Below are 21,196 nucleotides of genomic sequence, written 5' to 3'. Positions count from 1 at the left end.
AGAATACTTTATGATAGGTTAGAAAGATGATAGGCCGACAGATACAAGCTGGCTCGATAAAGGAAAGTGTGGATGAAAATTACCGTTCTTGGCTGTGGCGCCATCGGTCAACTCTGGCTTAACGCGTTACATCGGCAAGGGCATGATGTACAAGGGTGGTTGCGCATTCCGCAAGTCTCCTGCCAGATTAACGTTACGATGCTCAGCGGTGAGCGTTGTAACCTTAATCTGACAGCCAACAACGCAGAACATCTGGCGCAAAGTGAATTACTGCTGGTCACGCTAAAGGCATGGCAAGTCTCCGATGCACTTGTCACCCTGCTCCCTCGGCTACGCCCCGACTGTACTATTTTATTGTTGCATAACGGAATGGGTACCTGGGAAGAACTGCCGCCAATCAGCCAACCATTATTATTAGGCGTCACCACTCATGCTGCACGGCGTGACGTCTCAACAGTAGTACACGTCGCGGCAGGCGTAACCCACATCGGTTCACTTGGCCGTACCACACACCATGAAGAAGAACAAAGCCAGCTGGCTGAAACGCTGCATCAGGCACTGCCTGACGTTGCCTGGCACACTCATATTGCGGCAACCTGCTGGCTGAAACTGGCCGCCAATTGCGTCATCAATCCGCTGACCGTGCAATACCAGTGCACCAACGGCGAGTTGCAGGCTTATCCGGAAAAAATAGCCGCACTCTGCCAGGAAGTGGCGCTGGTCATGGACCGTGAAGGATTCCATACCTCGTCGGAAAGCCTGCTGCTTTATGTGAATCAAATCATTCAGAACACCGCGGCCAACACATCGTCAATGCGTCAGGACGTGCTGGCGCAGCGTCATACGGAAATCGACTACATCACCGGTTACCTGTTGCGTCGCGCTCGCGCCCACGGACTCGCCCTGCCAGAAAACAACCGCCTGTTCGACTATATCAAACGAAAGGAGAATGAATATGACCGCCTCGGTTCTGGTCTGTCTGGCGCCTGGTAGCGAAGAAATCGAAGCCGTGACCACCATCGACCTGCTGGTCAGGGCGGGGATCCTTGTGACCACGGCCAGCGTCGCGAGCGATGGCAACACAGAGATCACCTGTTCCCGTGGTGTGAAACTGCTTGCTGACGCGCCGCTGGTCGCCGTCGCCGATCATGACTTTGATGCCGTGGTATTGCCCGGTGGCCTGCAAGGCGCCGAGTGTTTCCGCGACAGCCCGTTGCTGGTTGAACGCCTGCGCCAGACTCATCAGGAAGGAAAAATCGTCGCGGCGATCTGTGCTTCGCCCGCTGTGGTGCTGGAGCATCACCAGTTGTTTCCTGTCGGTAACATGACCGGTTACCCCGCACTGAAAGAGCAGATTTCACCAGAAAAATGGCTGGAAAAACGGGTGGTATTCGACCCACGCGTCAATCTGCTGACCAGTCAGGGACCGGGGACCAGCATCGACTTTGCGCTGAAGCTAATCGATTTGTTGCTAGGTAAGAGCAAGGCCGCAGAAATCGCCGCACAACTGGTTCTGCCGCCGGGGATCTACAATTATCAGGACCCGGCCTGATTGCCGTACAAAAACAAAAAGCGCCGAATGATGGCGCTTTTTGCTGGTAGCGAACGCAGGGATCACCTCAGGGACGATAGACCTTAACGTTATTGAACCCCTGCTCACGCAGGTACAACGCCTGCAAACGGCTCATCACCCCACGCTCACAATACAACAGATAGGTTTTGCTCTGATCCAAATCGCCGAACTGTGTCCCCAGCTTATAGAATGGCAGTGATTTCACCTCAACGTGCTCCACTGCCAACGGGTGTTCGTCCTGCTCATCGGGTGAACGAATATCCAGCAGAATATCGCTTGCGGCAAAGGCATCAACGGTTTCCACTTCGGTCACACTTTGCTGGGTTTGTTCAGCAATCTCACGGATATCGATATTGCGCGCCTGTGACACGACGCGGTCGAGAATCGAGAAATCAAACAGGCTTTCTTCGTGCTCGATTTTGGCTTTCACCGCCTTCACCGTCGGGCTTTTGGAGATCACGCCGCAATACTCAGGCATGGTCTTGGCGAAATCTTCCGTACCCAATTCTCGCGCCAGACGAATAATGTGTTCTTTGTCGTGAGAAATCAGCGGCCGCAGGATTAGTGTATCCGAGGCATTATCAATCAGACGCAGGTTGGTCAGCGTCTGGCTGGATACCTGCCCCAGCGCTTCGCCGGTGACCAGCGCTTGCACGCCATAACGTTCAGCAATCCGTGACGCGGCACGCACCATCATGCGCTTGAGCACCACGCCCATTTGGCCGTCGTCCACCTTTTCCAGGATTTCACCGACTACCGGCTCGAAATCAATCGCGACAAACCGCACCCGGTGTGAACTGCCAAATCGGTTCCACAAATAATGCGCGACCTGACGTACGCCGATTTCGTGCGCTGCCCCACCGAGATTAAAGAAGCAATAGTGAACCCGGCAGCCACGACGCATCAGCATATAGCTGGAAACACCGGAATCGAACCCGCCGGAAATCAGCGACAACACATCTTCCTGGGTACCGATCGGGAAACCGCCGATGCCTTCATAACGCCCTTTGATCAGCAACAGGCGATCCTGGTCAATTTCCAGATGCACCGTGACCTGAGGCGCGGTAAGGTTAACCCGTGCGCTCTCGATATGCTGATTCAACCCACCGCCGACATAACGCTCCACATCCTGAGAGCTGAAATCGTGTTTACCACGACGTTTCACCCGCACGCAGAATGTCTTGCCTTCCAGTTGATCACGGTAAGTGGCCAACGTTTGTTCAAAAATATGGTGGATATCGGTATAGGCGCAGTCTTCCACCTCAAGGATATGATGAATGCCGGGGATGCGTGTCAGCGCATCACGTATCGCTACGCGCTGGCTTTCATCTTTGGCACGAACCTCGATATGATCCCAGTGACGGACAACCGCCAGCGTTTCATCATACTGTTTTAAAACGTTACGAATGTTACCGGTAAGGATTTTTATAAAGCGCAACCGCACAGATTGGCTTTTGATGGTGATTTCCGGGAACAATTTAATGATAAACTTCATGGCGGCTATTGTTAGTTAATTCTGAAGGCGTGAAACACGGGTACGCGGACAACACGCGGGCACCCTGAGCGCTAAAGTTACGTTATTGGTAACACACTATCCCGAGCCGGGTGGCGTTACCAATAGCATCCAGGGCGCGGAGTATACCACCATATTGCGGTAAGCTGCGCAGATTAAGCGCATAATTGCGCACCATAAGGGCGCTTACCGTGACAATCCGGTAGCGTCGGCGCCGACAGGCGCGTATAAACAGGATCCGGAAACGAATATGCCGAAAAAAACTGAACAACCCGTCAGCTTTGAAAGCTCACTCGCCGAACTGGAACAGATTGTGTCGCGTCTGGAGTCGGGCGAGCTTCCATTGGAAGAGGCATTGAATGCCTTTGAACAGGGTGTCCAGCTTGCACGTCAGGGACAAGTAAAACTGCAGCAGGCTGAACAACGCGTTCAGATTCTGCTCAATGACGATCCCGATACCGCCCTGACACCTTTTACGCCGGATAATGAGCCGTTATGACAGATTTTCTCAAGCAGCTTGCAGCGCATCATCAGCGTATCGACGCCGCACTCAACCATTTCATTTCCACCCTGCCTTTTCAGAGTAGTCCACTGGTGGAAGCGATGGCGCATGGCGCACTGTTGGGGGGCAAGCGGCTACGACCGTTTCTGGTTTATACCACCGGCCAGTTATTCGCAGTCTCGCCAGACAGCCTTGATGCACCGGCGGCTGCCGTTGAATGTATCCACGCCTATTCTCTGATCCACGATGACTTACCCGCCATGGACGATGACGATCTGCGGCGCGGGCAGCCAACCTGCCATGTCAGGTTTGGCGAAGACAAGGCGATTCTGGCGGGTGACGCCCTGCAAACGCTGGCGTTTTCCATTCTGGCTGACGCACCGATGCCACACGTCAGCGACCGTGACCGACTGGCGATGATCTCCGAGCTGGCCAGCGCCAGCGGTGTGGCGGGGATGTGCGGCGGTCAGGCGCTGGACCTGGCAGCGGAAGGCCATCAGGTTGATTTGCAAACACTGGAACGTATCCATCGCCACAAAACCGGAGCGCTGATTCGTGCGTCGGTACGGCTGGGTGCCCTGGCTGCCGGTGAGCGTGGGCGTCTTGCTCTGCCTTACCTCGATCGTTATGCCAACGCTGTCGGACTGGCCTTTCAGGTGCAAGACGATATTCTCGATGTGATTGGTGACAGTGCCACCACCGGTAAACGTCAGGGTGCCGACCAACAACTCGGTAAAAGCACTTACCCGGCGTTGCTGGGGCTGGAGCAAGCCAAACAAAAAGCCCGGGAGTTGTGCAAAGAGTCGCTCTCGGCACTGCATGAACTGGAAGACACGCTGGACAGACCCGCAGCCATTGCCCCGCTGCGAGCGCTGGCGAACTATGTCGTTGAACGCGATAAATAATTTTAATACCAATACCGCTTGATGAGTATCCAATGACCTTTGATATAGCGAAATACCCTACGCTGGCGCTGGCGGAAAACCCTGAGGAACTGCGCCTGCTGCCACGGGAAAGCCTGCCTAAATTGTGCGATGAACTGCGACAGTATCTGTTGGACAGCGTCAGCCGCTCAAGCGGGCATTTTGCCTCAGGTCTGGGTACAGTCGAGCTGACTGTGGCGTTGCATTATGTCTATAACACGCCTTTCGACCATCTGGTATGGGATGTCGGTCATCAGGCTTATCCCCACAAGATCCTGACCGGGCGGCGTGATCGTATCGCGACTATTCGCCAAAAAGGCGGGCTACACCCGTTCCCGTGGCGTGGCGAAAGCGAGTATGACGTCCTGAGCGTCGGTCACTCTTCCACATCCATCAGCGCTGGTATCGGTATGGCGGTGGCGGCAGAGCGCGAAGGCCTGGGGCGGCGCACCGTCTGTGTGATTGGTGATGGCGCGATCACCGCCGGTATGGCGTTTGAAGCCATGAATCATGCTGGTGATATCAAACCGGACATGCTGGTGGTTCTGAACGACAACGAAATGTCGATTTCCGAGAATGTCGGTGCCCTGAACAACCATCTGGCGCAATTGCTCTCTGGCAAGCTCTACTCCACCTTGCGTGAGGGTGGCAAGAAAGTGTTGTCCGGCCTGCCGCCGATCAAAGAATTGGTCAAGCGTACCGAGGAACACCTGAAGGGAATGGTGGTACCGGGTACACTGTTCGAAGAGTTGGGCTTTAACTATATCGGCCCGGTTGATGGGCATGACGTGCAATCACTGGTGCATACCCTGAAGAATATGCGCAGTCTGAAAGGCCCGCAGTTGCTGCATATCATGACCAAGAAAGGCAAAGGCTATGCCCCCGCTGAGCAGGACCCGATCAGTTGGCATGCCGTACCGAAATTCGACCCGGCCAGTGGCACCTTGCCGAAGAATAAAGAAGCGCTGCCGACCTATTCCGCCGTTTTCGGCGAATGGCTGAAAGAAACCGCAGCAGCAGACTCCCGGCTGATGGCCATTACCCCAGCCATGCGTGAAGGTTCAGGCATGGTATCGTTCTCGCGCACCTACCCGCAGCAGTACTTTGATGTCGCCATTGCCGAGCAACATGCGGTGACCTTTGCTGCTGGCCTGGCGATTGGCGGTTATCGCCCGGTCGTGGCGATTTATTCCACGTTCCTACAACGTGCCTACGATCAGGTCATCCATGATGTCGCCATTCAGAACCTGCCGGTGTTGTTTGCTATCGATCGTGGCGGCATCGTTGGCGCAGATGGTCAAACGCATCAGGGCGCGTTTGACCTGTCGTTCCTGCGCTGTATTCCACAGATGGTGATCATGACACCCAGCGACGAGAACGAATGCCGGTTGATGCTGCATACCGGTTATCACTATCAGCAGGGGCCGTGTGCGGTTCGTTACCCACGCGGCAATGTGTTGGGTGTGGAACTCACACCGCTGGAAACCCTGCCTATCGGCAAAGGCGTCGTTAAACGTCAGGGCGAGAAGATTGCGATTCTGAATTTCGGTACGCTGTTACCAGAAGCACAACAGGTAGCCGACGCGCTCAACGCCACACTGGTGGACATGCGATTCGTCAAACCGTTGGATGAAGCGCTGGTCGCCTCGCTGGCTGCCAGCCACGATGTGCTGGTGACGCTGGAAGAAAATGCCGTGATGGGCGGTGCCGGTAGCGGTGTGAATGAATACCTGATGGCGAATCGTCTGCCCGTCCCCGTACTCAATCTGGGCCTGCCCGATATATTTATTCCGCAGGGCTCACAAGCGGAAATCCGTACCGAGCTGTCGCTGGATGCCGCTGGCATCGAACGTCGCATTCGAAACTGGCTGGCCTGATACTGGCCACCAACAGGCAGAAAAAAACCGGGAATATCCCGGTTTTTTTATCGCTGGCAGCGCTATCAGTGCGAAGTGCCGGGCTATCGATGTATCTGACTATCGTTTATCAGACCACATGCCCTGCCACATATAATATGGCCGCGGCGATGACACCGGCAATAATATCGTCAACCATGATGCCCATACCGCCGTGCACGTGACGATCAAACCAACGGATCGGCCAGGGTTTAAGAATATCCAGGATCCGGAAAATCACAAACCCGGCGACGACCCAGCCCCAGTGGGTTGAAGGCACCGCTATCAGGGTGATCCACATGCCGACAAACTCATCCCAGACGATGCTGCCATGATCATGTACGCCCATATCTTTGGCGGTACGGTGGCAAAGGTAAACTCCTACGCAGATGCTGAGCATCACCAACAGCGAATACAGCTGTAATGGCAGCAGCATCAACAGATACCACACAGGAATGGCCGCCAGCGAACCGGCGGTGCCTGGCATCCACGGCGATAAACCGCTGCCAAAACCGGTTGCCAGAAAATGCCACGGATTACTCATCCGCAGGCGGCGTTTGGCAACTAACGATCCTTTGTTCTCACTCGCCAAAATGGTCATACCCTTTCAGATTGATGTCCACCGGCTGACCAGAATGAAAGAAACTCAGCCCTTCCGACGCAGGCCCAATCTGGCCGATGCAGGTGTAACTGGCCCCCAGATGACCAATCGCTACCTCTAACGCGCCCCGATTCAGTTCGGGTACCGTAAAGCACAGCTCATAGTCTTCACCGCCACCCAGCGCCCAGCGCATAGCCTGTTCCGGGTCGGTATGCCGCAGCAGCGCGCCAGAGTAAGGCAACGCCTCCAGATTGATACGTGCGCCGCAATCACTGGCTTTAAGGATGTGTCCTAAATCTGACGCTAATCCATCAGACAGATCGATAGCCGCACTGGCCAGATCGCGCAGCGCTTGCCCTTGCAGAATACGGGGCTGAGGACGCAGGTGGCGCTGCAACAGCCATTGGCGATCGTCAGCATCAGACACCTGCAGTCTCTCTTGCAAAATGGCTAACCCTGCCGCACTGTCCCCCAGCGTCCCGGTGACATAAATCCAGTCGCCGATACGTGCTCCGCTGCGTTTGAGCGCACGTCCTGCTGGTACCAACCCTTGAATAGTCAGCGTCATGCTAAGCGGCCCACGTGTGGTATCACCGCCTATCAGTTGCATATCGTAGTAAGAAAGCTGCTCAAACAGGCTGTCGCTATAGGCGGCCAGCCAGTCCGCATCAATGCCCGACAACGTGAGCGCCAGTGACACAAAGGCAGGATCTGCACCCATCGCCGCCAAATCACTTAAGTTGACCGCCAGTGATTTATACGCCAGATCGGCAGGGTCAATATCGGGAAGAAAATGAATGCCGCAGACCAGCGTATCCGTACTGACTGCCAGCAGTTGTTTGTCCGGAATGTTCAGCAGGGCGCAATCATCACCGATCCCCAGTTCAACACCCCGTCGTGAATAGCCAGCCCGATTGAAATAGCGGGCAATCACGTCAAACTCACCTTGAGCCATACTCTTTCCAGACAGTGGTAACCTAAAAAAAACCAAGGCCGGAAAACCGGCCCTGACTGACTTATTTTTTACCCGGCCGCAGGTATGGCCCGGCTTTGTCTAGCACACCGTTGACAAACTTGTGGCTGTCCTCAGCGCCAAACACTTTAGCCAACTCAATCGCTTCGTTGATGGCAACCTTGTACGGCACATCTTCGCGCTTGCTAAGCTCATACACCGCCAGACGCAAAATAGCACGCTCAACTTGCCCGAGTTCATTCAACTGACGGGAAAGATACGGCGCCATCTGGGCATCCAGTTTTTCCGCCTGAGTGGCGACACCCGCCAGCAGCTCGCGGAAATAGGCGATGTCCACGCCTTTGACATCCTGCTCGCTCAGAAACTGGAGTTCAACATCGGCAATATCGTTTTTGGACAACTGCCAGGAATAAAGCGCTTGAACCGCACATTCACGAGCGCGGCGACGAGCAGCAGGTTTCACGGAATACCCCTTACAAAATAAATCAGGCTGACTTGATTGAGTGTAATACATTGATCATTTCAAGCGCGGTCAGAGCGGCTTCCGCCCCTTTGTTCCCCGCTTTAGTGCCGGCGCGCTCGATAGCCTGCTCGATACTTTCCGTAGTCAACACACCAAAGGCGACCGGAATGTCGCTATTCATCGCGACATGAGACAGGCCGGAACTGCATTCACCGGCAACGAATTCAAAATGCGCTGTACCGCCGCGAATCACCGTACCCAGAGCCACCACGGCGTCATACTTCTGACTGTTAGCCAGCGCACGCACGGTCAGCGGCAATTCATAGGCACCCGGTACCCATACCACGGTGACGTTTTCTTGTTTCACCTGACCAATACGCTTGAGCGCGTCCAGCGCGCCTTCCAGCAGGCTGTCATTGATAAAGTGATTGAAACGGGCAATAGCAATCGCCACGCGGGCATTCGGAGCGGCAACAACACCTTCAATAATGTTCATAGCTTTCCTTTGATTGTTTTACGACCCCGCAGGGGGGCGGATTCTATCATATTCTTCCGGGCGCGTATCCGCTTTTGACCCTGTAACGGATATCCGCCACCTCAACGCGCGCAGAAACAGGCTAACGAGGCTTCAGTGTCAGGCGAACATCCGGTCCTATCTGACGAACATCGGTCATCTCGAACATCGGGGCCTGCGACAACTGTTCCAACCCCGGCAATACGCACAACGACCGGGCCGCATCACCTAATAATGTCGGAGCCAGATAGACTATCAGTTCATCCACCACCCCAGCCTGCAATAATGCACCGGCCAGATGAGCGCCCGCCTCCACCCAGACCGTATTAATCTGACGCTTGCCCAGCGTCATCATCAGCGCCACCAGATCAATGCCACCGCCATGCAACGGCATGGTCAGTTGCTCCACGCCATCCGGCCAGGACTGCGCATCCTGACTCGCTCGCGCCAGCCAGGTCTGGCCCGGTTGACTCACTAGACGATGCTGCGGCGTCACCCGTGACTGGCTGTCGACGATGACGCGTACCGGCTGGCGTACCGCGCTTTGCGGATAAAGGCGCTGGGTATCGGCATCCAATTCTGACCAGCGCACGGTCAGCGACGGGTCATCCGCCAGCACGGTGGCGCTGCTACTTAAGATAGCGGCACTCTGTGCACGAAAACGTTGCACATCCTGACGAGACTGCGGCGAGGTTATCCACTGACTTTCACCGGAAGCCATCGCCGTTCGACCATCCAGCGACGCACCGAGCTTGAGTTGTACATACGGGAAACCGGTGCGCATGCGTTTTAAAAAGCCGCGGTTAATTTTTTCCGCCTGATCCATCAGGACGCCATGCTGCACAGCGATACCCGCCTGTTGTAAACGATGCAAACCGCGCCCGGCCACCTGCGGGTTAGGGTCTTGCATCGCGGCCACGACCCGCGCCACACCGGCCGCGACCAGTGCATCGGCACAAGGTGGGGTACGCCCGTGATGGCTACAGGGTTCCAGCGTCACATACGCCGTAGCGCCACGTGCCTTGTCGCCTGCCATACGTAACGCATGCACTTCGGCATGGGGCTCACCGGCTTTCTGGTGGTACCCCTCACCGACTATTTCGCCATCTCTGACGATCACACACCCGACATTCGGATTCGGTGCCGTAGTAAAGCGGCCGCGGCGAGCTAACTCCAGCGCGCGGGCCATATAGAATTCATCAGAGTATGTAGCCATCCGGTGCTTATCCTGGATTGAGAATTATGTTGGAATCGTGCGATACGCAAAAAAACAACGCACGATTAATCCTGCAGACGGGCGATTTCCTCGCCAAATTCGCGGATATCCTCAAAGCTGCGATATACCGATGCAAAGCGGATATAAGCGACTTTGTCGAGCTTTCTGAGCGCATCCATGACCAGATTGCCCACCATCTTGGCCGTCACTTCACGCTCGCCGGTCGCCCGCAATTGGGATTTGATGTGGGTTATCGCCATTTCCACGTCATCAGAGCTGACCGGGCGTTTCTCCAGTGCTTTCAACATCCCGCTGCGCAGTTTGTCCTCATTGAATGGCTCACGTACATCATTACTCTTGATGACGCGCGGCATCACCAGTTCCGCCACCTCAAAGGTAGTAAAACGCTCATTGCATACCAGGCACTGACGACGCCGACGAACCTGCGACCCTTCGCCGACCAGACGAGAATCAATGACCTTGGTATCTACTGCGGCACAAAAAGGACAATGCATAACGTTTCCAGACCCTAGCCGTATAAACCTGGCCTAGTTTACCCCGAATTCCGCTTATAACCCAAATGCCGGTACGACGCCTTTTTTCTGTGTCGACTGCACGATGGTTTAGCTTCGATTGAAGTGAGTTAGGCTAAAGTAATGTCGCTTCTTGATTATGTGGTTTGTCGATAGCAATCAACGGCTCATCGCCATCTGGCATCTCAGGATTATCAAGCGGAAACTCCCCAAGTTTCATACCGTTTCACTACCGGAGACCCCTCAATGGGACCTGACCCGAATCCTCATCCAGGACAGCGCGTCATTTACCGGTAAGTCAGCTTTTGCTGCCTTGCCGGTTAACACAGGCAAGGCAGCGACGTTCAATTCGTCCCTGCTTTTGATTTAGTAGCCGCATGCAGGCCCTACGGTCCCTGCGTGTTATCAGGCTGTAGCGTTTTTTGGCTACGGCAGGGAGTATTTTTTATGCTGTTTATTCGACTCACACGACAGCTGTTTTCACAACTAGGCCTTCATCTGCCGCGTCGCCTGTTCCAGCGCGACCTGATGCCAGACGGAAAAGTAAACGCCAGTCAGGCCATGACGGATACCATGGCGACACGTTGCCTGCGGCTGGCCCGTCTTGATGAAACAGCCTTGTATCAGGAATTCGCCAGCCATCCCGAAGGGTTAATGCCGGATGAAGTGACACGGGCGCGGACGATGCATGGCGATAACCGTATTCCTGGCGAACAACCCCTGCCCTGGTGGCGGCACTTATGGCGTTGCTATCGCAACCCATTCAACCTGTTACTGACGCTGCTGGGCATGATTTCTTATGCCACGGAAGACCTGACTGCCGCATTGGTTATCGCGCTGATGGTGCTGATATCAACCCTGCTCAACTTCATTCAGGAAGCCCGTTCCGGTAAAGCGGCTGATGCGCTGAAAGCGATGGTCAGCAATAAGGTCACGGTACTGCGCAGCGATGCTCACACCGGTTATAGCGACTTTCAGGATATCCCGCTGGATCAACTGGTGCCGGGTGACATAGTGAAGCTGGCCGCAGGCGATATGATCCCAGCCGATCTGCGTATATTACAGGCGCGCGACCTGTTCATCAGTCAGGCATCGCTCACCGGCGAATCTCTCCCTGTGGAGAAAGTAGCCAACAGCCGCCAGAGCGATGCCGCCACCGCGCTGGAATGTGACACCCTCTGCTTTATGGGTACGAATGTAGTCAGCGGTACCGCGCAGGCGATGGTCATTGCTACCGGTAGCGATACCTGGTTTGGCCAACTGGCTGGCCGGGTGGTGCAACATCCCGGTGAAATAAACGCGTTCCAGCTAGGTATCAGCCGCGTCAGTTGGCTGTTGATCCGCTTCATGCTGGTAATGACGCCAATCGTGTTGCTTATCAATGGCTACACCAAAGGCGATTGGTGGGAAGCTGCCTTGTTCGCCCTGTCGGTCGCGGTCGGCCTGACGCCGGAAATGTTGCCAATGATTGTCACCTCAACGCTGGCAAAAGGCGCGGTCAAACTGTCTCGCCAAAAGGTAATCGTCAAACGGCTGGATGCCATCCAGAACTTTGGCGCTATGGACATCCTGTGTACCGATAAAACCGGGACACTGACGCAGGATAAAATCGTGCTGGAATGCCACACCGATGCATTTGGGAATAGCTGCCAGCGCGTGTTGCGTCGAGCCTGGCTGAACAGCGCCTACCAGACCGGGCTGCGCAATCTGCTTGATCAAGCGGTGCTGGCGGGTATTCCATGTGAGGAACAGCAAGCCGAACTGTCCCGCTGGCGCAAAGTGGACGAAATCCCGTTCGATTTTGAGCGCCGCCGTATGTCGGTTGTCGTCGCAGAAAACAATCATGAACACCTGTTAATCTGCAAAGGTGCGCTGGAGGAAACGCTGAGCGCCTGTACTCAGGTGCGCCATGCTGAACAGTTACTGCCGCTGGACGCCAGCTTGTTATCTCGCATTCGCCATCTGACGGATGACCTGAACCGTCAGGGCCTGCGGGTGGTGGCCGTCGCCAGCAAAGTGATGCCTGCCGACCGTCAGGATTACGGCCGGGTCGACGAGTCCGACCTGATTTTGGAAGGTTACATCGCCTTTCTCGATCCGCCAAAAGAAAGTACCGCCCCTGCGCTGAAAGCGCTGAAGGACAACGGCGTGACGGTAAAAATCCTCACCGGCGACAGCGAGCTGGTGGCCGCCAAGGTGTGTCGCGAAGTGGATATTGAGCTGACCGGCGTACTGACGGGTCGTGACATCGATGCGCTGAGTGATGAACAACTGGCGCAAGCCGCCCGCGACACCACGCTGTTTGCCCGTCTGACACCATTACACAAAGAGCGTATTGTCCGTTTGCTGCGTTCCGAAGGCCATGTGGTCGGCTTTATGGGCGACGGTATCAATGACGCGCCAGCACTGCGGGCAGCGGATATCGGTATTTCAGTGGATTCGGCGGTGGATATCGCCCGCGAGGCGGCGGATATCATCCTGCTGGAAAAAAGCCTGATGGTACTGGAAGAAGGCGTCATCGAAGGGCGTCGTACCTTCGTCAACATGCTGAAATACATCAAAATGACAGCCAGCTCCAACTTCGGTAACGTCTTTAGCGTACTGATTGCCAGCGCCTTCCTGCCGTTTTTGCCGATGTTGCCACTGCATCTGTTGATTCAAAACCTGATGTACGATATTTCGCAGATAGCAGTCCCGTTCGATAACGTGGACGATGATCAGGTCAAAAAGCCACAGCGCTGGAATGCGGGCGATATTGGTCGATTCATGGTGTTCTTCGGCCCGATTAGCTCTATTTTTGACGTACTGACATTCTCGCTGATGTGGTGGTTCTTCCATGCGAATACACCGGAGGCACAAACCTTGTTCCAGTCCGGCTGGTTTATTGAAGGGCTACTCTCACAGACATTGATTGTGCACATGATCCGTACCCGGCGGATTCCGTTTATCCAAAGCCGTCCCTCCTGGCCGGTGATGATGATGACGCTATTAGTCATGATAACTGGCATTGGTCTGGTATTTTCACCGCTGGCGGGTTTCCTGCAACTGCAAGCGCTGCCGATGAGCTACTTCCCGTGGCTACTGGCAATCTTGAGTGGTTATCTGCTACTCACCCAGGCCATGAAGGACTTCTTCGCCCGTCGCTACGGCTGGCAATAACCGCAGTCGGCGTAGTGGTCGATGATCACTACGCTCTGATTTTTCTCTCTTGATTCAGCCTGTTCTGCTTATCTTTTTCTCCGTATCTCATTCACTATAAGAGACAGCAAATCACGTCTACACTGACACTACATTATTGAAGCATGACTCACTGCTATGGTTCCGGGGAGAAACAGGCTATGCGTTTGTACCACCGAGTTATCCCGATGTTATCTGCTATTGTGCTGCTCGCCGGATGTGCACAACCGCAGACTATCCACGTGAAAAACGAATTAGGTCAGATAGACCAAAAATTACACGACATCACTAACCGTGCCATGGCGCTGGAACAGCAGAATACGTTAAACGCTAACTCCACCTCGGGTGTCTATCTGCTACCCGCCGCGCAGAACCGGGCCTTACTCGACAGCAGCATCGGCAGGTTAAGCCTGGAACTGACCAACGTTGAGCCAGAAGCCAATGGCACACGGGCGTTACTGGTTATCCAGACCATGAACACCCTGACGCTACCCGCATTTCAGGCGCAATTTGACTGGGGGTCGCTGGACCCGGTTAGCGGCAAACCGTTGACTGGCGACATGCAGACGCAGTTGATCACCTTCTCACCTGCGCTCACCCCGGTTTCAGAGGCGAGAATAGAAGTGCGGCTTTCAGGCATGACACCGGAGCAACTCGGCTTTGTGCGCGTTCATGATGTGATTGCCGAATCCGGGCAGAATCACCGTGAGCCAGGTCAGTCCCACCCTTGATTTTCCCTCCTGCAACCAGCCATAAAAAAACCCGCCGGACGGCGGGTTTTTCGTTACCAAAGCACTAGTGCAAACAGGGTTACGGTAACAGCGACGGCTGATCCGCACCTTCTTTTTCCACTTTCTGTACCAACATGTGCTCACGCTTCATACCCAGCTTAAGTGCCAGCGCGGAAGCCACATAAATAGAAGACGCCGTACCGATGGTCACACCGATCAGCATCGTCAGCGAGAACCCTTTCAGCATCGCGCCACCGAACAGGTACAGCATCAGGATCACCACCAATGTTGTTCCTGATGTGATTAAGGTACGGTGCAGCGTTTGGGTCAGCGACACGTTGAAGATTTCGTAAGGCGTTCCACGACGAATTTTGCGGAAGTTTTCACGAATACGGTCAGACACCACGATACTGTCGTTCAACGAGTAACCGATGACCGACATCAGCGACGCCACAATGGTCAGGTCGATTTCAATATTGAATAGCGACAGCACCCCCATCGTGATGATCACGTCATGCGCCAACGCGATAACCACCCCTGCCGCCAGACGCCACTCGAAACGGAAGCCGACGTAGATAAGGATACAGATTAACGCCGCCATCAGTGCCATCGCACCGGTCTGCGCCAGATCCGCCCCCACACTTGGCCCGACGAACTCAATGCGCTTAACTGCCGCATTCTGGCCGGTTGACGCGTTGATGACGTTAACCACTTTGCTGCCCAGAGCCTGGCCGCCAGATTCGTCGTGAGCAGGCGGCATACGCACCATGATGTCACGGCTGCTACCGAAGTTCTGTACCAACGGATCGGCAAAGCCAGCCTTTTGCAGCGCTTCGCGCATCTGCTCCAGATCGACCGATTTCTCAAGCGAAATCTCAATAACCGTACCACCGGTAAAATCCAGCCCCCAGTTGAAACCGCGCACGCCCATCACGACGATAGACAGGATCAACAACAGACCGGACAACGCGAAGGCCCAGTAGTCCCAGCGCATAAAGTCATACACTTTACGGCCGTAGTTCAATTGTTCAACAGTATATTCCTGTGCCACAACGCACTCCTCAGATAGACAGCTTTTTGATGCGCTTGCCGCCGTACAGCAGGTTCACGATGGCACGGGTTCCAACGATAGCGGTAAACATGGATGTTGCCACGCCAATACCGGTCGTAATCGCAAATCCTTTAATCGAGCCGGTGCCCACCGCATACAGGATAATGACTTTAATCAGCGTCGTGACGTTGGCATCGAAGATGGAGCTAAATGCGCCCCGGTACCCTTCATCAATCGCCTGCTGCACAGAGCGTCCGTTGCTGAGTTCTTCTTTGATACGCTCGTTAATCAGTACGTTAGCATCCACCGCCACGGCAAGGGTTAACACGATACCCGCAATACCTGGCATGGTCAGCGTAGCCCCTGGCAACAGCGACATAATCCCGACCACCAGCACCAGGTTCAACAACAGCGCAGAAGTCGCAATCAGGCCGAACTTCTTATAGAAGAAGATCATGAACAGGATAGACACCGCCAGACCGGCCAGACAAGCTTCCAGCCCCTGAGTGATGTTTTGCATCCCCAGCGTCGGGCCGATGGTACGTTCTTCTACAATCTGAATCGGCGCAATCAGCGCACCGGCACGCAGCAGCAGCGACAGCTGTCGCGCTTCGTTCGGGTTGTCGATACCGGTAATACGGAAGCTATTGCCCAGACGAGACTGGATAGTGGCGACGTTAATTACCTCTTCCTGTTTTTCCAGAATCGCACGACCGTTGGCGTCTTTCTTGCCGCTATCCTTGTATTCCACAAACAGGGTCGCCATCGGTTTACCGATGTTGTCCTTGGTGAAATTGGACATCATGTTGCCGCCAGCGCTATCCAACGAGATATTCACCTGCGGACGGTTGTATTCATCATTACCGGAGGTAGAGTCGGTAATATGGTCACCGGTAAGAATCACGCGTTTGTACAACGCTATCGGCCCACCGTCACGCATGTTCATGACTTCGGTATCGCCCGGCACACGACCGCTGGCTAACGCCGCTGGGTCAACATTGCTGTTCACCAGACGGAATTCCAGTGTGGCGGTCGCCCCCAGAATTTCTTTCGCACGCGCCGTGTCCTGAATACCCGGCAGCTCTACCACGATACGGTCAGCACCCTGACGCTGTACCAAGGGTTCAGCCACACCAAGCTGGTTGACACGGTTTCGCAGGATATTGATGTTCTGCTGTACCGCGTATTCGCGGGCTTCGCTCAGCCGCGCATCGCTCATCACCGCACGCAGCGCATCACTGCCGCTATTGTTGAACACCAGATCGCGATGGCGCGGAGTCAGGTAGTTCACTGCGTTGTCACGCAGTTGACCGTCGCGGAACAGAATTTCCACGCCATAATTATCTGCTTTACGAACAGACGCATATTGGATGCCTTTCTCGCGCAGATCGCTGCGCAGGGAATCCATGGTCTGTTCCTGCAACTTGCCTAACGCGGTATCCATATCCACTTCCATCAGGAAGTGCACACCGCCACGCAGGTCAAGACCCAGTTTCATCGGTTCCGCCCCCAGCATTCTCAGCCAGGTCGGCGTAGCAGGTGCCAGGTTTAAGGCAACCACGTATTTCTCGCCCAACGCACTCAACAGAACTTCACGAGCGCGAAGCTGGATGTCCGGCGTAGAGAAGCGTGCGAGAATAGCACCGTTTTCCAGCGCAATAGATTTGCTGGCGATATGTTGTTCTTGCAAAACATTCTGGATCTGGACCAGCGTAGATTCACTGGCGGCGGTTCCTCGCGCGCCAGTGACCTGAATTGCCGGATCCTCACCATACAGGTTAGGAAGTGCGTAGAGCAGACCGACGACGATCGTCACGATCAGCATCAGGTACTTCCACAGAGGATAGCGGTTTAACACGGTAGTTCCCTTCGGGAAAGTCGAAAAATTACAGGGCCTTCATGGTACCCTTCGGCAGTACGGACGTCACGTAATCGCGCTTGATCACGACTTCGTTGGTGTCGTTCAGGGCAATGGTGATAAATCCGTTATCAGCCACTTTGGTCACACGCCCAACCAGGCCGCCGTTAGTCAGCACTTCATCACCTTTGCTGATCGAATCCATCAACTTCTTGTGTTCCTTGGCACGTTTTTGCTGAGGGCGCAGGATCATGAAGTAAAAAATCAGACCGAACACGGCCAGCATAATCACCAGAGAGTACGGGCTTCCTTGAGCCGGAGCACCTGCAGTTGCTGCCACAGCGTCGGAAATGAAAAAACTCATTTAAATGTCCTCTTTAGTTATCAAAACAACAGTTATCTATAAAACGTTCATGCCACGCAAACGTGCTTATTGCGGTACATGACCTTCATGGTCATTTCCCGCCGCGCTATCGGCCAACGGCGGAACCGGTTTACCGATGCGCTGGTAAAACTCAGCCACAAAGCTCTCTAATCTACCTTCCCCGATAGCCTGACGTAAACCCGCCATCAGGCGCTGATAATAACGCAGGTTGTGGATGGTATTGAGGCGCGCGCCGAGTATTTCGTTACAACGGTCGAGGTGGTGCAAGTAGGCACGGCTATAATTGCGACATGTGTAGCAATCACAGTGCTCATCCAGCGGTCCGGTGTCGTCTTTATGTTTGGCATTACGAATTTTGACCACGCCGTCCGTCACGAACAGATGGCCGTTACGGGCATTGCGCGTCGGCATGACGCAGTCAAACATGTCGATACCGCGACGAACCCCTTCCACCAAATCTTCCGGTTTGCCTACCCCCATCAGGTAACGGGGTTTATCTGTCGGCAACTGCGGACAGACATGCTCCAAAATGCGGTGCATATCGGCCTTCGGCTCGCCGACCGCGAGGCCGCCCACAGCGTAACCATCAAAACCGATGTCCACCAGCCCTTTTACCGACACATCACGTAAATCTTCGTAAACACTGCCCTGAACGATGCCGAACAGCGCGTTTTTGTTGCTTAATTCGTCAAAACGCTGACGACTGCGCTTCGCCCAACGCAACGACATCTCCATCGACCGCTTGGCATAGTCCCAGTCTGCAGGGTAAGGCGTACACTCGTCGAAAATCATCACGATATCGGAACCGAGATCGTACTGAATTTCCATGGATTTTTCCGGGCTCAGGAAAATGGCGTCACCATTGATCGGATTGCGGAAATGCACACCCTCTTCGGTAATCTTGCGGATATCGCCGAGACTAAATACCTGAAAACCACCAGAATCAGTCAGGATCGGGCCATGCCACTGCATAAAATCATGCAGGTCGCCGTGCCGTTTCATGATTTCCTGCCCCGGGCGTAACCACAGGTGGAAGGTGTTACCTAAGATTATCTGGGCACCGGTCTCTTTAACTTCTTCCGGCGTCATCCCTTTGACGGTGCCATAGGTCCCGACGGGCATAAATGCCGGGGTTTCCACCACACCACGTTCAAAAACCAGACGACCACGACGCGCGCGGCCGTCCGTTTGCAACAGTTCGTACTTCACTTAACCTCCAGCATCAGAAAACAGTCTGATGACACCATTGATATACCCACAGAACCTGGCCTGCGGTATGAAAAAGATATGAAAAAGTTCAGCGGCGGATTATCCCACCTGCTCCTGTTCCGCTGACGGGTTACGGGTGATGAACATGGCATCACCGTAACTGAAAAAGCGGTATTGCTCGGCCACCGCCTGGCGGTAAGCATCCATCGTATGGCGGTAACCCACAAACGCCGACACCAGCATAATCAACGTCGATTCCGGTAAATGGAAATTGGTCACCAGCGCATCCACCACCTGATAGTGATAACCGGGATAGATGAAGATGCGGGTATCGCCGAAAAACGGGGCGATCACAGCTTCCGCACTAGCCTGAGCCGCACTTTCCAACGAACGCACCGAGGTCGTACCGACGGCGATCACGCGATTGCCGCGCGCTTTACAGGCCAGTACCGCATCCACCACCGTCTGCGGCACTTCGGCATACTCGGCGTGCATCACATGGTCTTCGATAGACTCAACCCGCACTGGCTGGAAGGTACCGGCACCGACATGCAGAGTCACGAAGGCCATTTCCACGCCTTTTTCTTTCAGAGCAGCCAGCAACGGCTCATCAAAATGCAGACCGGCGGTGGGTGCCGCCACCGCACCAGGGCGCTGACTGTACACAGTCTGGTAAAGCTCACGGTCTGCGGCTTCATCCGGACGGTCGATATAGGGTGGCAGCGGCATGTGCCCGATGTCATTGAGAATGGTCAACACATCGCGCGTATCATCGAACTGAATCTCAAACAAGGCGTCATGACGCGCCAGCATGGTCGCTTTCACGCTCTCGTCCTCGCCGAGCAACAACACTGTACCGGGTTTAGGTGCCTTGGAAGCGCGCACATGCGCCAGCACACGCTTATCATCCAGCATGCGTTCTACCAGCACTTCCAGCTTGCCGCCGCTGGCCTTACGACCAAACAGGCGCGCTGGAATCACCCGGGTGTTGTTAAACACCAGCAGGTCTCCAGGCTGGAGTTTATCGAGCAGATCGGTAAAAACGCCGTGCGCGACCGCGCCTGTAGGGCCATCCAGTGATAACAGTCGGCAACCGCTACGTTGTGCCTGCGGATAGCGGGCAATCAGGGATTCAGGCAATTCAAACGAAAAATCGGCAACACGCATGACTATTCACTTACATTTCGGCACAGTGGAACAAACGAAGCGGCTTAGTCTAGAGCCCGTCGGGACAGGCTGCAAGAAATAAGCGGGACATCCCCCCACCTTCCTCTATACTTGGCGCACCAACCTTATTCGTTATGCCTCTTGGGAGTGCGCGTCGACGCTATGAATTTTCTTGCACATCTGCATCTCGCCACGCTGGCGCAAAGCTCGCTGACCGGAAACCTGATGGCAGACTTTGTGCGTGGTAACCCCGACGAGCTTTACCCACCCGAGATGGTCGCCGGTATTCGCCTGCACCGGCGTGTTGATGTACTGACCGACAGTTTGCCGGAGGTGCGTACGGCCTGCCGCCATTTCAGCGCGGACTATCGCCGGGTCGCGCCCATCGCGCTGGACGTGCTGTGGGATCATTTTCTGGCGCGCCATTGGTCGATGATAGAACCGGCAACACCTCTGACGCACTTCGTCAGCGAGGCAGAACAGCAAATAGCCCCCCACCTGCCCGACACCCCGGAGCGCTTTCGTAACCTGAATCATTACTTGTGGCCGGAACGCTGGCTGGAACGCTATGCCGAGCTGCCGTTTATCGCCGAGGTGCTGCACCGTATGTCAGTGCGAAGACCGAAGCTGGCGGCGCTTTCGGGCTCATTTATCGATATTGAGCGTGGCTACCATCAATTTGAAACATTATTCTGGCAGTTCTATCCTCGTATGATGCATCTGGCAAAAACAGGTCAGCTGGATGGCCCGGCTAACGTCGCACAGTAACACAGGGTAAAAGGAGGGACAGCGCGCCAGACTGTTCCCACGTCAGTGAAAAGGATCATCAATTGATCCGATAGGCAAAAGCTATCTTATTGATTGGTCGCTTTTGCTTTATTCACTGGCAGGCTGTACCTATACTTACGGCGT

Annotated in this window: 20 protein-coding genes; 8 read left to right on the top strand and 12 right to left on the bottom strand. The window is 54.7% G+C overall.

All coding sequences use genetic code 11. From position 1 onward, the window contains the following. Positions 1-72: 72 nt before the first annotated feature. Positions 73-993 (top strand): 2-dehydropantoate 2-reductase, encoded by a 921-nt coding sequence (gene panE, locus DD586_RS05100; protein ID WP_012883748.1) that lies wholly within the window; start codon positions 73-75, stop codon positions 991-993. Further along, positions 956-1,552: a protein deglycase YajL gene (yajL, locus tag DD586_RS05095; RefSeq protein ID WP_012883747.1), complete on the top strand. Its 597-nt coding sequence runs from the start codon at positions 956-958 to the stop codon at positions 1,550-1,552. Before panE ends, yajL begins: the two co-directional genes overlap by 38 nt. A 67-nt stretch (positions 1,553-1,619) precedes the next feature. Here yajL and thiI read toward each other — a convergent pair whose 3' ends face one another. Further along, positions 1,620-3,068: a tRNA uracil 4-sulfurtransferase ThiI gene (gene thiI, locus DD586_RS05090; RefSeq protein WP_012883746.1), complete on the bottom strand. Its 1,449-nt coding sequence runs from the start codon at positions 3,066-3,068 to the stop codon at positions 1,620-1,622. Positions 3,069-3,336: 268 nt separating this feature from the next. On the opposite strand from thiI, the gene xseB reads away from it, so the two are divergent. Genes xseB through dxs form a run of 3 tightly spaced genes read left to right on the top strand, consistent with a single transcriptional unit; the run spans position 3,337 to position 6,388 of the window. Beyond that, positions 3,337-3,585, top strand: a complete 249-nt coding sequence (gene xseB, locus DD586_RS05085; RefSeq protein WP_012883745.1) for an exodeoxyribonuclease VII small subunit — start codon at positions 3,337-3,339, stop codon at positions 3,583-3,585. Beyond that, positions 3,582-4,493 (top strand): (2E,6E)-farnesyl diphosphate synthase, encoded by a 912-nt coding sequence (ispA, locus tag DD586_RS05080; RefSeq protein WP_012883744.1) that lies wholly within the window; start codon positions 3,582-3,584, stop codon positions 4,491-4,493. Before xseB ends, ispA begins: the two co-directional genes overlap by 4 nt. Positions 4,494-4,525: 32 nt before the next feature. Next, positions 4,526-6,388: a 1-deoxy-D-xylulose-5-phosphate synthase gene (gene dxs, locus DD586_RS05075; RefSeq protein ID WP_012883743.1), complete on the top strand. Its 1,863-nt coding sequence runs from the start codon at positions 4,526-4,528 to the stop codon at positions 6,386-6,388. A 109-nt stretch (positions 6,389-6,497) separates the two neighbouring features. On the opposite strand, the gene pgpA is transcribed toward dxs, so the two are convergent. From pgpA to nrdR, 6 genes are all read right to left on the bottom strand, one after another. Further along, positions 6,498-7,007 carry a phosphatidylglycerophosphatase A gene (gene pgpA / locus DD586_RS05070; protein WP_012883742.1) on the bottom strand — a complete coding sequence of 170 codons (510 nt, stop codon included), beginning with the start codon at positions 7,005-7,007 and terminating at the stop codon, positions 6,498-6,500. Continuing rightward, complete coding sequence (thiL, locus tag DD586_RS05065; RefSeq protein WP_012883741.1) at positions 6,988-7,962, bottom strand: thiamine-phosphate kinase; 975 nt, start codon at positions 7,960-7,962, stop codon at positions 6,988-6,990. Before thiL ends, pgpA begins: the two co-directional genes overlap by 20 nt. Before the next feature lie 61 nt (positions 7,963-8,023). Beyond that, positions 8,024-8,443 (bottom strand): transcription antitermination factor NusB, encoded by a 420-nt coding sequence (gene nusB / locus DD586_RS05060; RefSeq protein ID WP_012883740.1) that lies wholly within the window; start codon positions 8,441-8,443, stop codon positions 8,024-8,026. Positions 8,444-8,465: 22 nt separating this feature from the next. Next, a complete protein-coding gene (gene ribH / locus DD586_RS05055; protein WP_012883739.1) occupies positions 8,466-8,939 on the bottom strand; it encodes a 6,7-dimethyl-8-ribityllumazine synthase in 474 nt (157 codons plus the stop codon). A 121-nt stretch (positions 8,940-9,060) separates the two neighbouring features. Then, positions 9,061-10,173, bottom strand: coding sequence for a bifunctional diaminohydroxyphosphoribosylaminopyrimidine deaminase/5-amino-6-(5-phosphoribosylamino)uracil reductase RibD (gene ribD, locus DD586_RS05050; RefSeq protein ID WP_012883738.1), 1,113 nt, complete (start codon positions 10,171-10,173; stop codon positions 9,061-9,063). Positions 10,174-10,238: 65 nt separating this feature from the next. Further along, positions 10,239-10,688 carry a transcriptional regulator NrdR gene (nrdR, locus tag DD586_RS05045; RefSeq protein WP_012883737.1) on the bottom strand — a complete coding sequence of 150 codons (450 nt, stop codon included), beginning with the start codon at positions 10,686-10,688 and terminating at the stop codon, positions 10,239-10,241. A 465-nt stretch (positions 10,689-11,153) separates the two neighbouring features. Here nrdR and mgtA point away from each other — a divergent pair, with 465 nt between their 5' ends. Next, positions 11,154-13,865 carry a magnesium-translocating P-type ATPase gene (gene mgtA / locus DD586_RS05035; protein ID WP_012883736.1) on the top strand — a complete coding sequence of 904 codons (2,712 nt, stop codon included), beginning with the start codon at positions 11,154-11,156 and terminating at the stop codon, positions 13,863-13,865. Positions 13,866-14,044: 179 nt separating this feature from the next. Next, complete coding sequence (locus DD586_RS05030) at positions 14,045-14,614, top strand: SadB/YajI family lipoprotein (RefSeq protein ID WP_012883735.1); 570 nt, start codon at positions 14,045-14,047, stop codon at positions 14,612-14,614. Between the two features lie 79 nt (positions 14,615-14,693). Here the strand turns inward: DD586_RS05030 and secF are convergent, their stop codons facing one another. The 5 genes from secF to queA all read right to left on the bottom strand — a co-directional run bounded on the left by secF (position 14,694) and on the right by queA (position 20,284). Next, positions 14,694-15,665 (bottom strand): protein translocase subunit SecF, encoded by a 972-nt coding sequence (gene secF / locus DD586_RS05025; protein WP_012883734.1) that lies wholly within the window; start codon positions 15,663-15,665, stop codon positions 14,694-14,696. 10 nt (positions 15,666-15,675) lie between these two features. Continuing rightward, complete coding sequence (gene secD / locus DD586_RS05020) at positions 15,676-17,523, bottom strand: protein translocase subunit SecD (RefSeq protein ID WP_071818920.1); 1,848 nt, start codon at positions 17,521-17,523, stop codon at positions 15,676-15,678. Between the two features lie 28 nt (positions 17,524-17,551). After that, on the bottom strand, positions 17,552-17,887 hold the full coding sequence (yajC, locus tag DD586_RS05015) for a preprotein translocase subunit YajC (protein ID WP_012770768.1): 336 nt from the start codon (positions 17,885-17,887) through the stop codon (positions 17,552-17,554). 66 nt (positions 17,888-17,953) lie between these two features. After that, positions 17,954-19,117: a tRNA guanosine(34) transglycosylase Tgt gene (gene tgt / locus DD586_RS05010; protein WP_012883732.1), complete on the bottom strand. Its 1,164-nt coding sequence runs from the start codon at positions 19,115-19,117 to the stop codon at positions 17,954-17,956. Positions 19,118-19,216: 99 nt separating this feature from the next. After that, positions 19,217-20,284, bottom strand: coding sequence for a tRNA preQ1(34) S-adenosylmethionine ribosyltransferase-isomerase QueA (queA, locus tag DD586_RS05005; RefSeq protein ID WP_012883731.1), 1,068 nt, complete (start codon positions 20,282-20,284; stop codon positions 19,217-19,219). Positions 20,285-20,446: 162 nt separating this feature from the next. Between queA and DD586_RS05000 the strand changes: the two genes are divergently transcribed. Continuing rightward, complete coding sequence (locus tag DD586_RS05000; protein ID WP_012883730.1) at positions 20,447-21,052, top strand: ACP phosphodiesterase; 606 nt, start codon at positions 20,447-20,449, stop codon at positions 21,050-21,052. The last annotated feature ends 144 nt before the right edge of the window (positions 21,053-21,196 follow it).

The sequence above is a fragment of the Dickeya parazeae Ech586 genome (genome assembly GCF_000025065.1).
GTDB lineage: Bacteria > Pseudomonadota > Gammaproteobacteria > Enterobacterales > Enterobacteriaceae > Dickeya > Dickeya zeae.
This window is presented reverse-complemented; position numbering and strand designations above follow the sequence as displayed.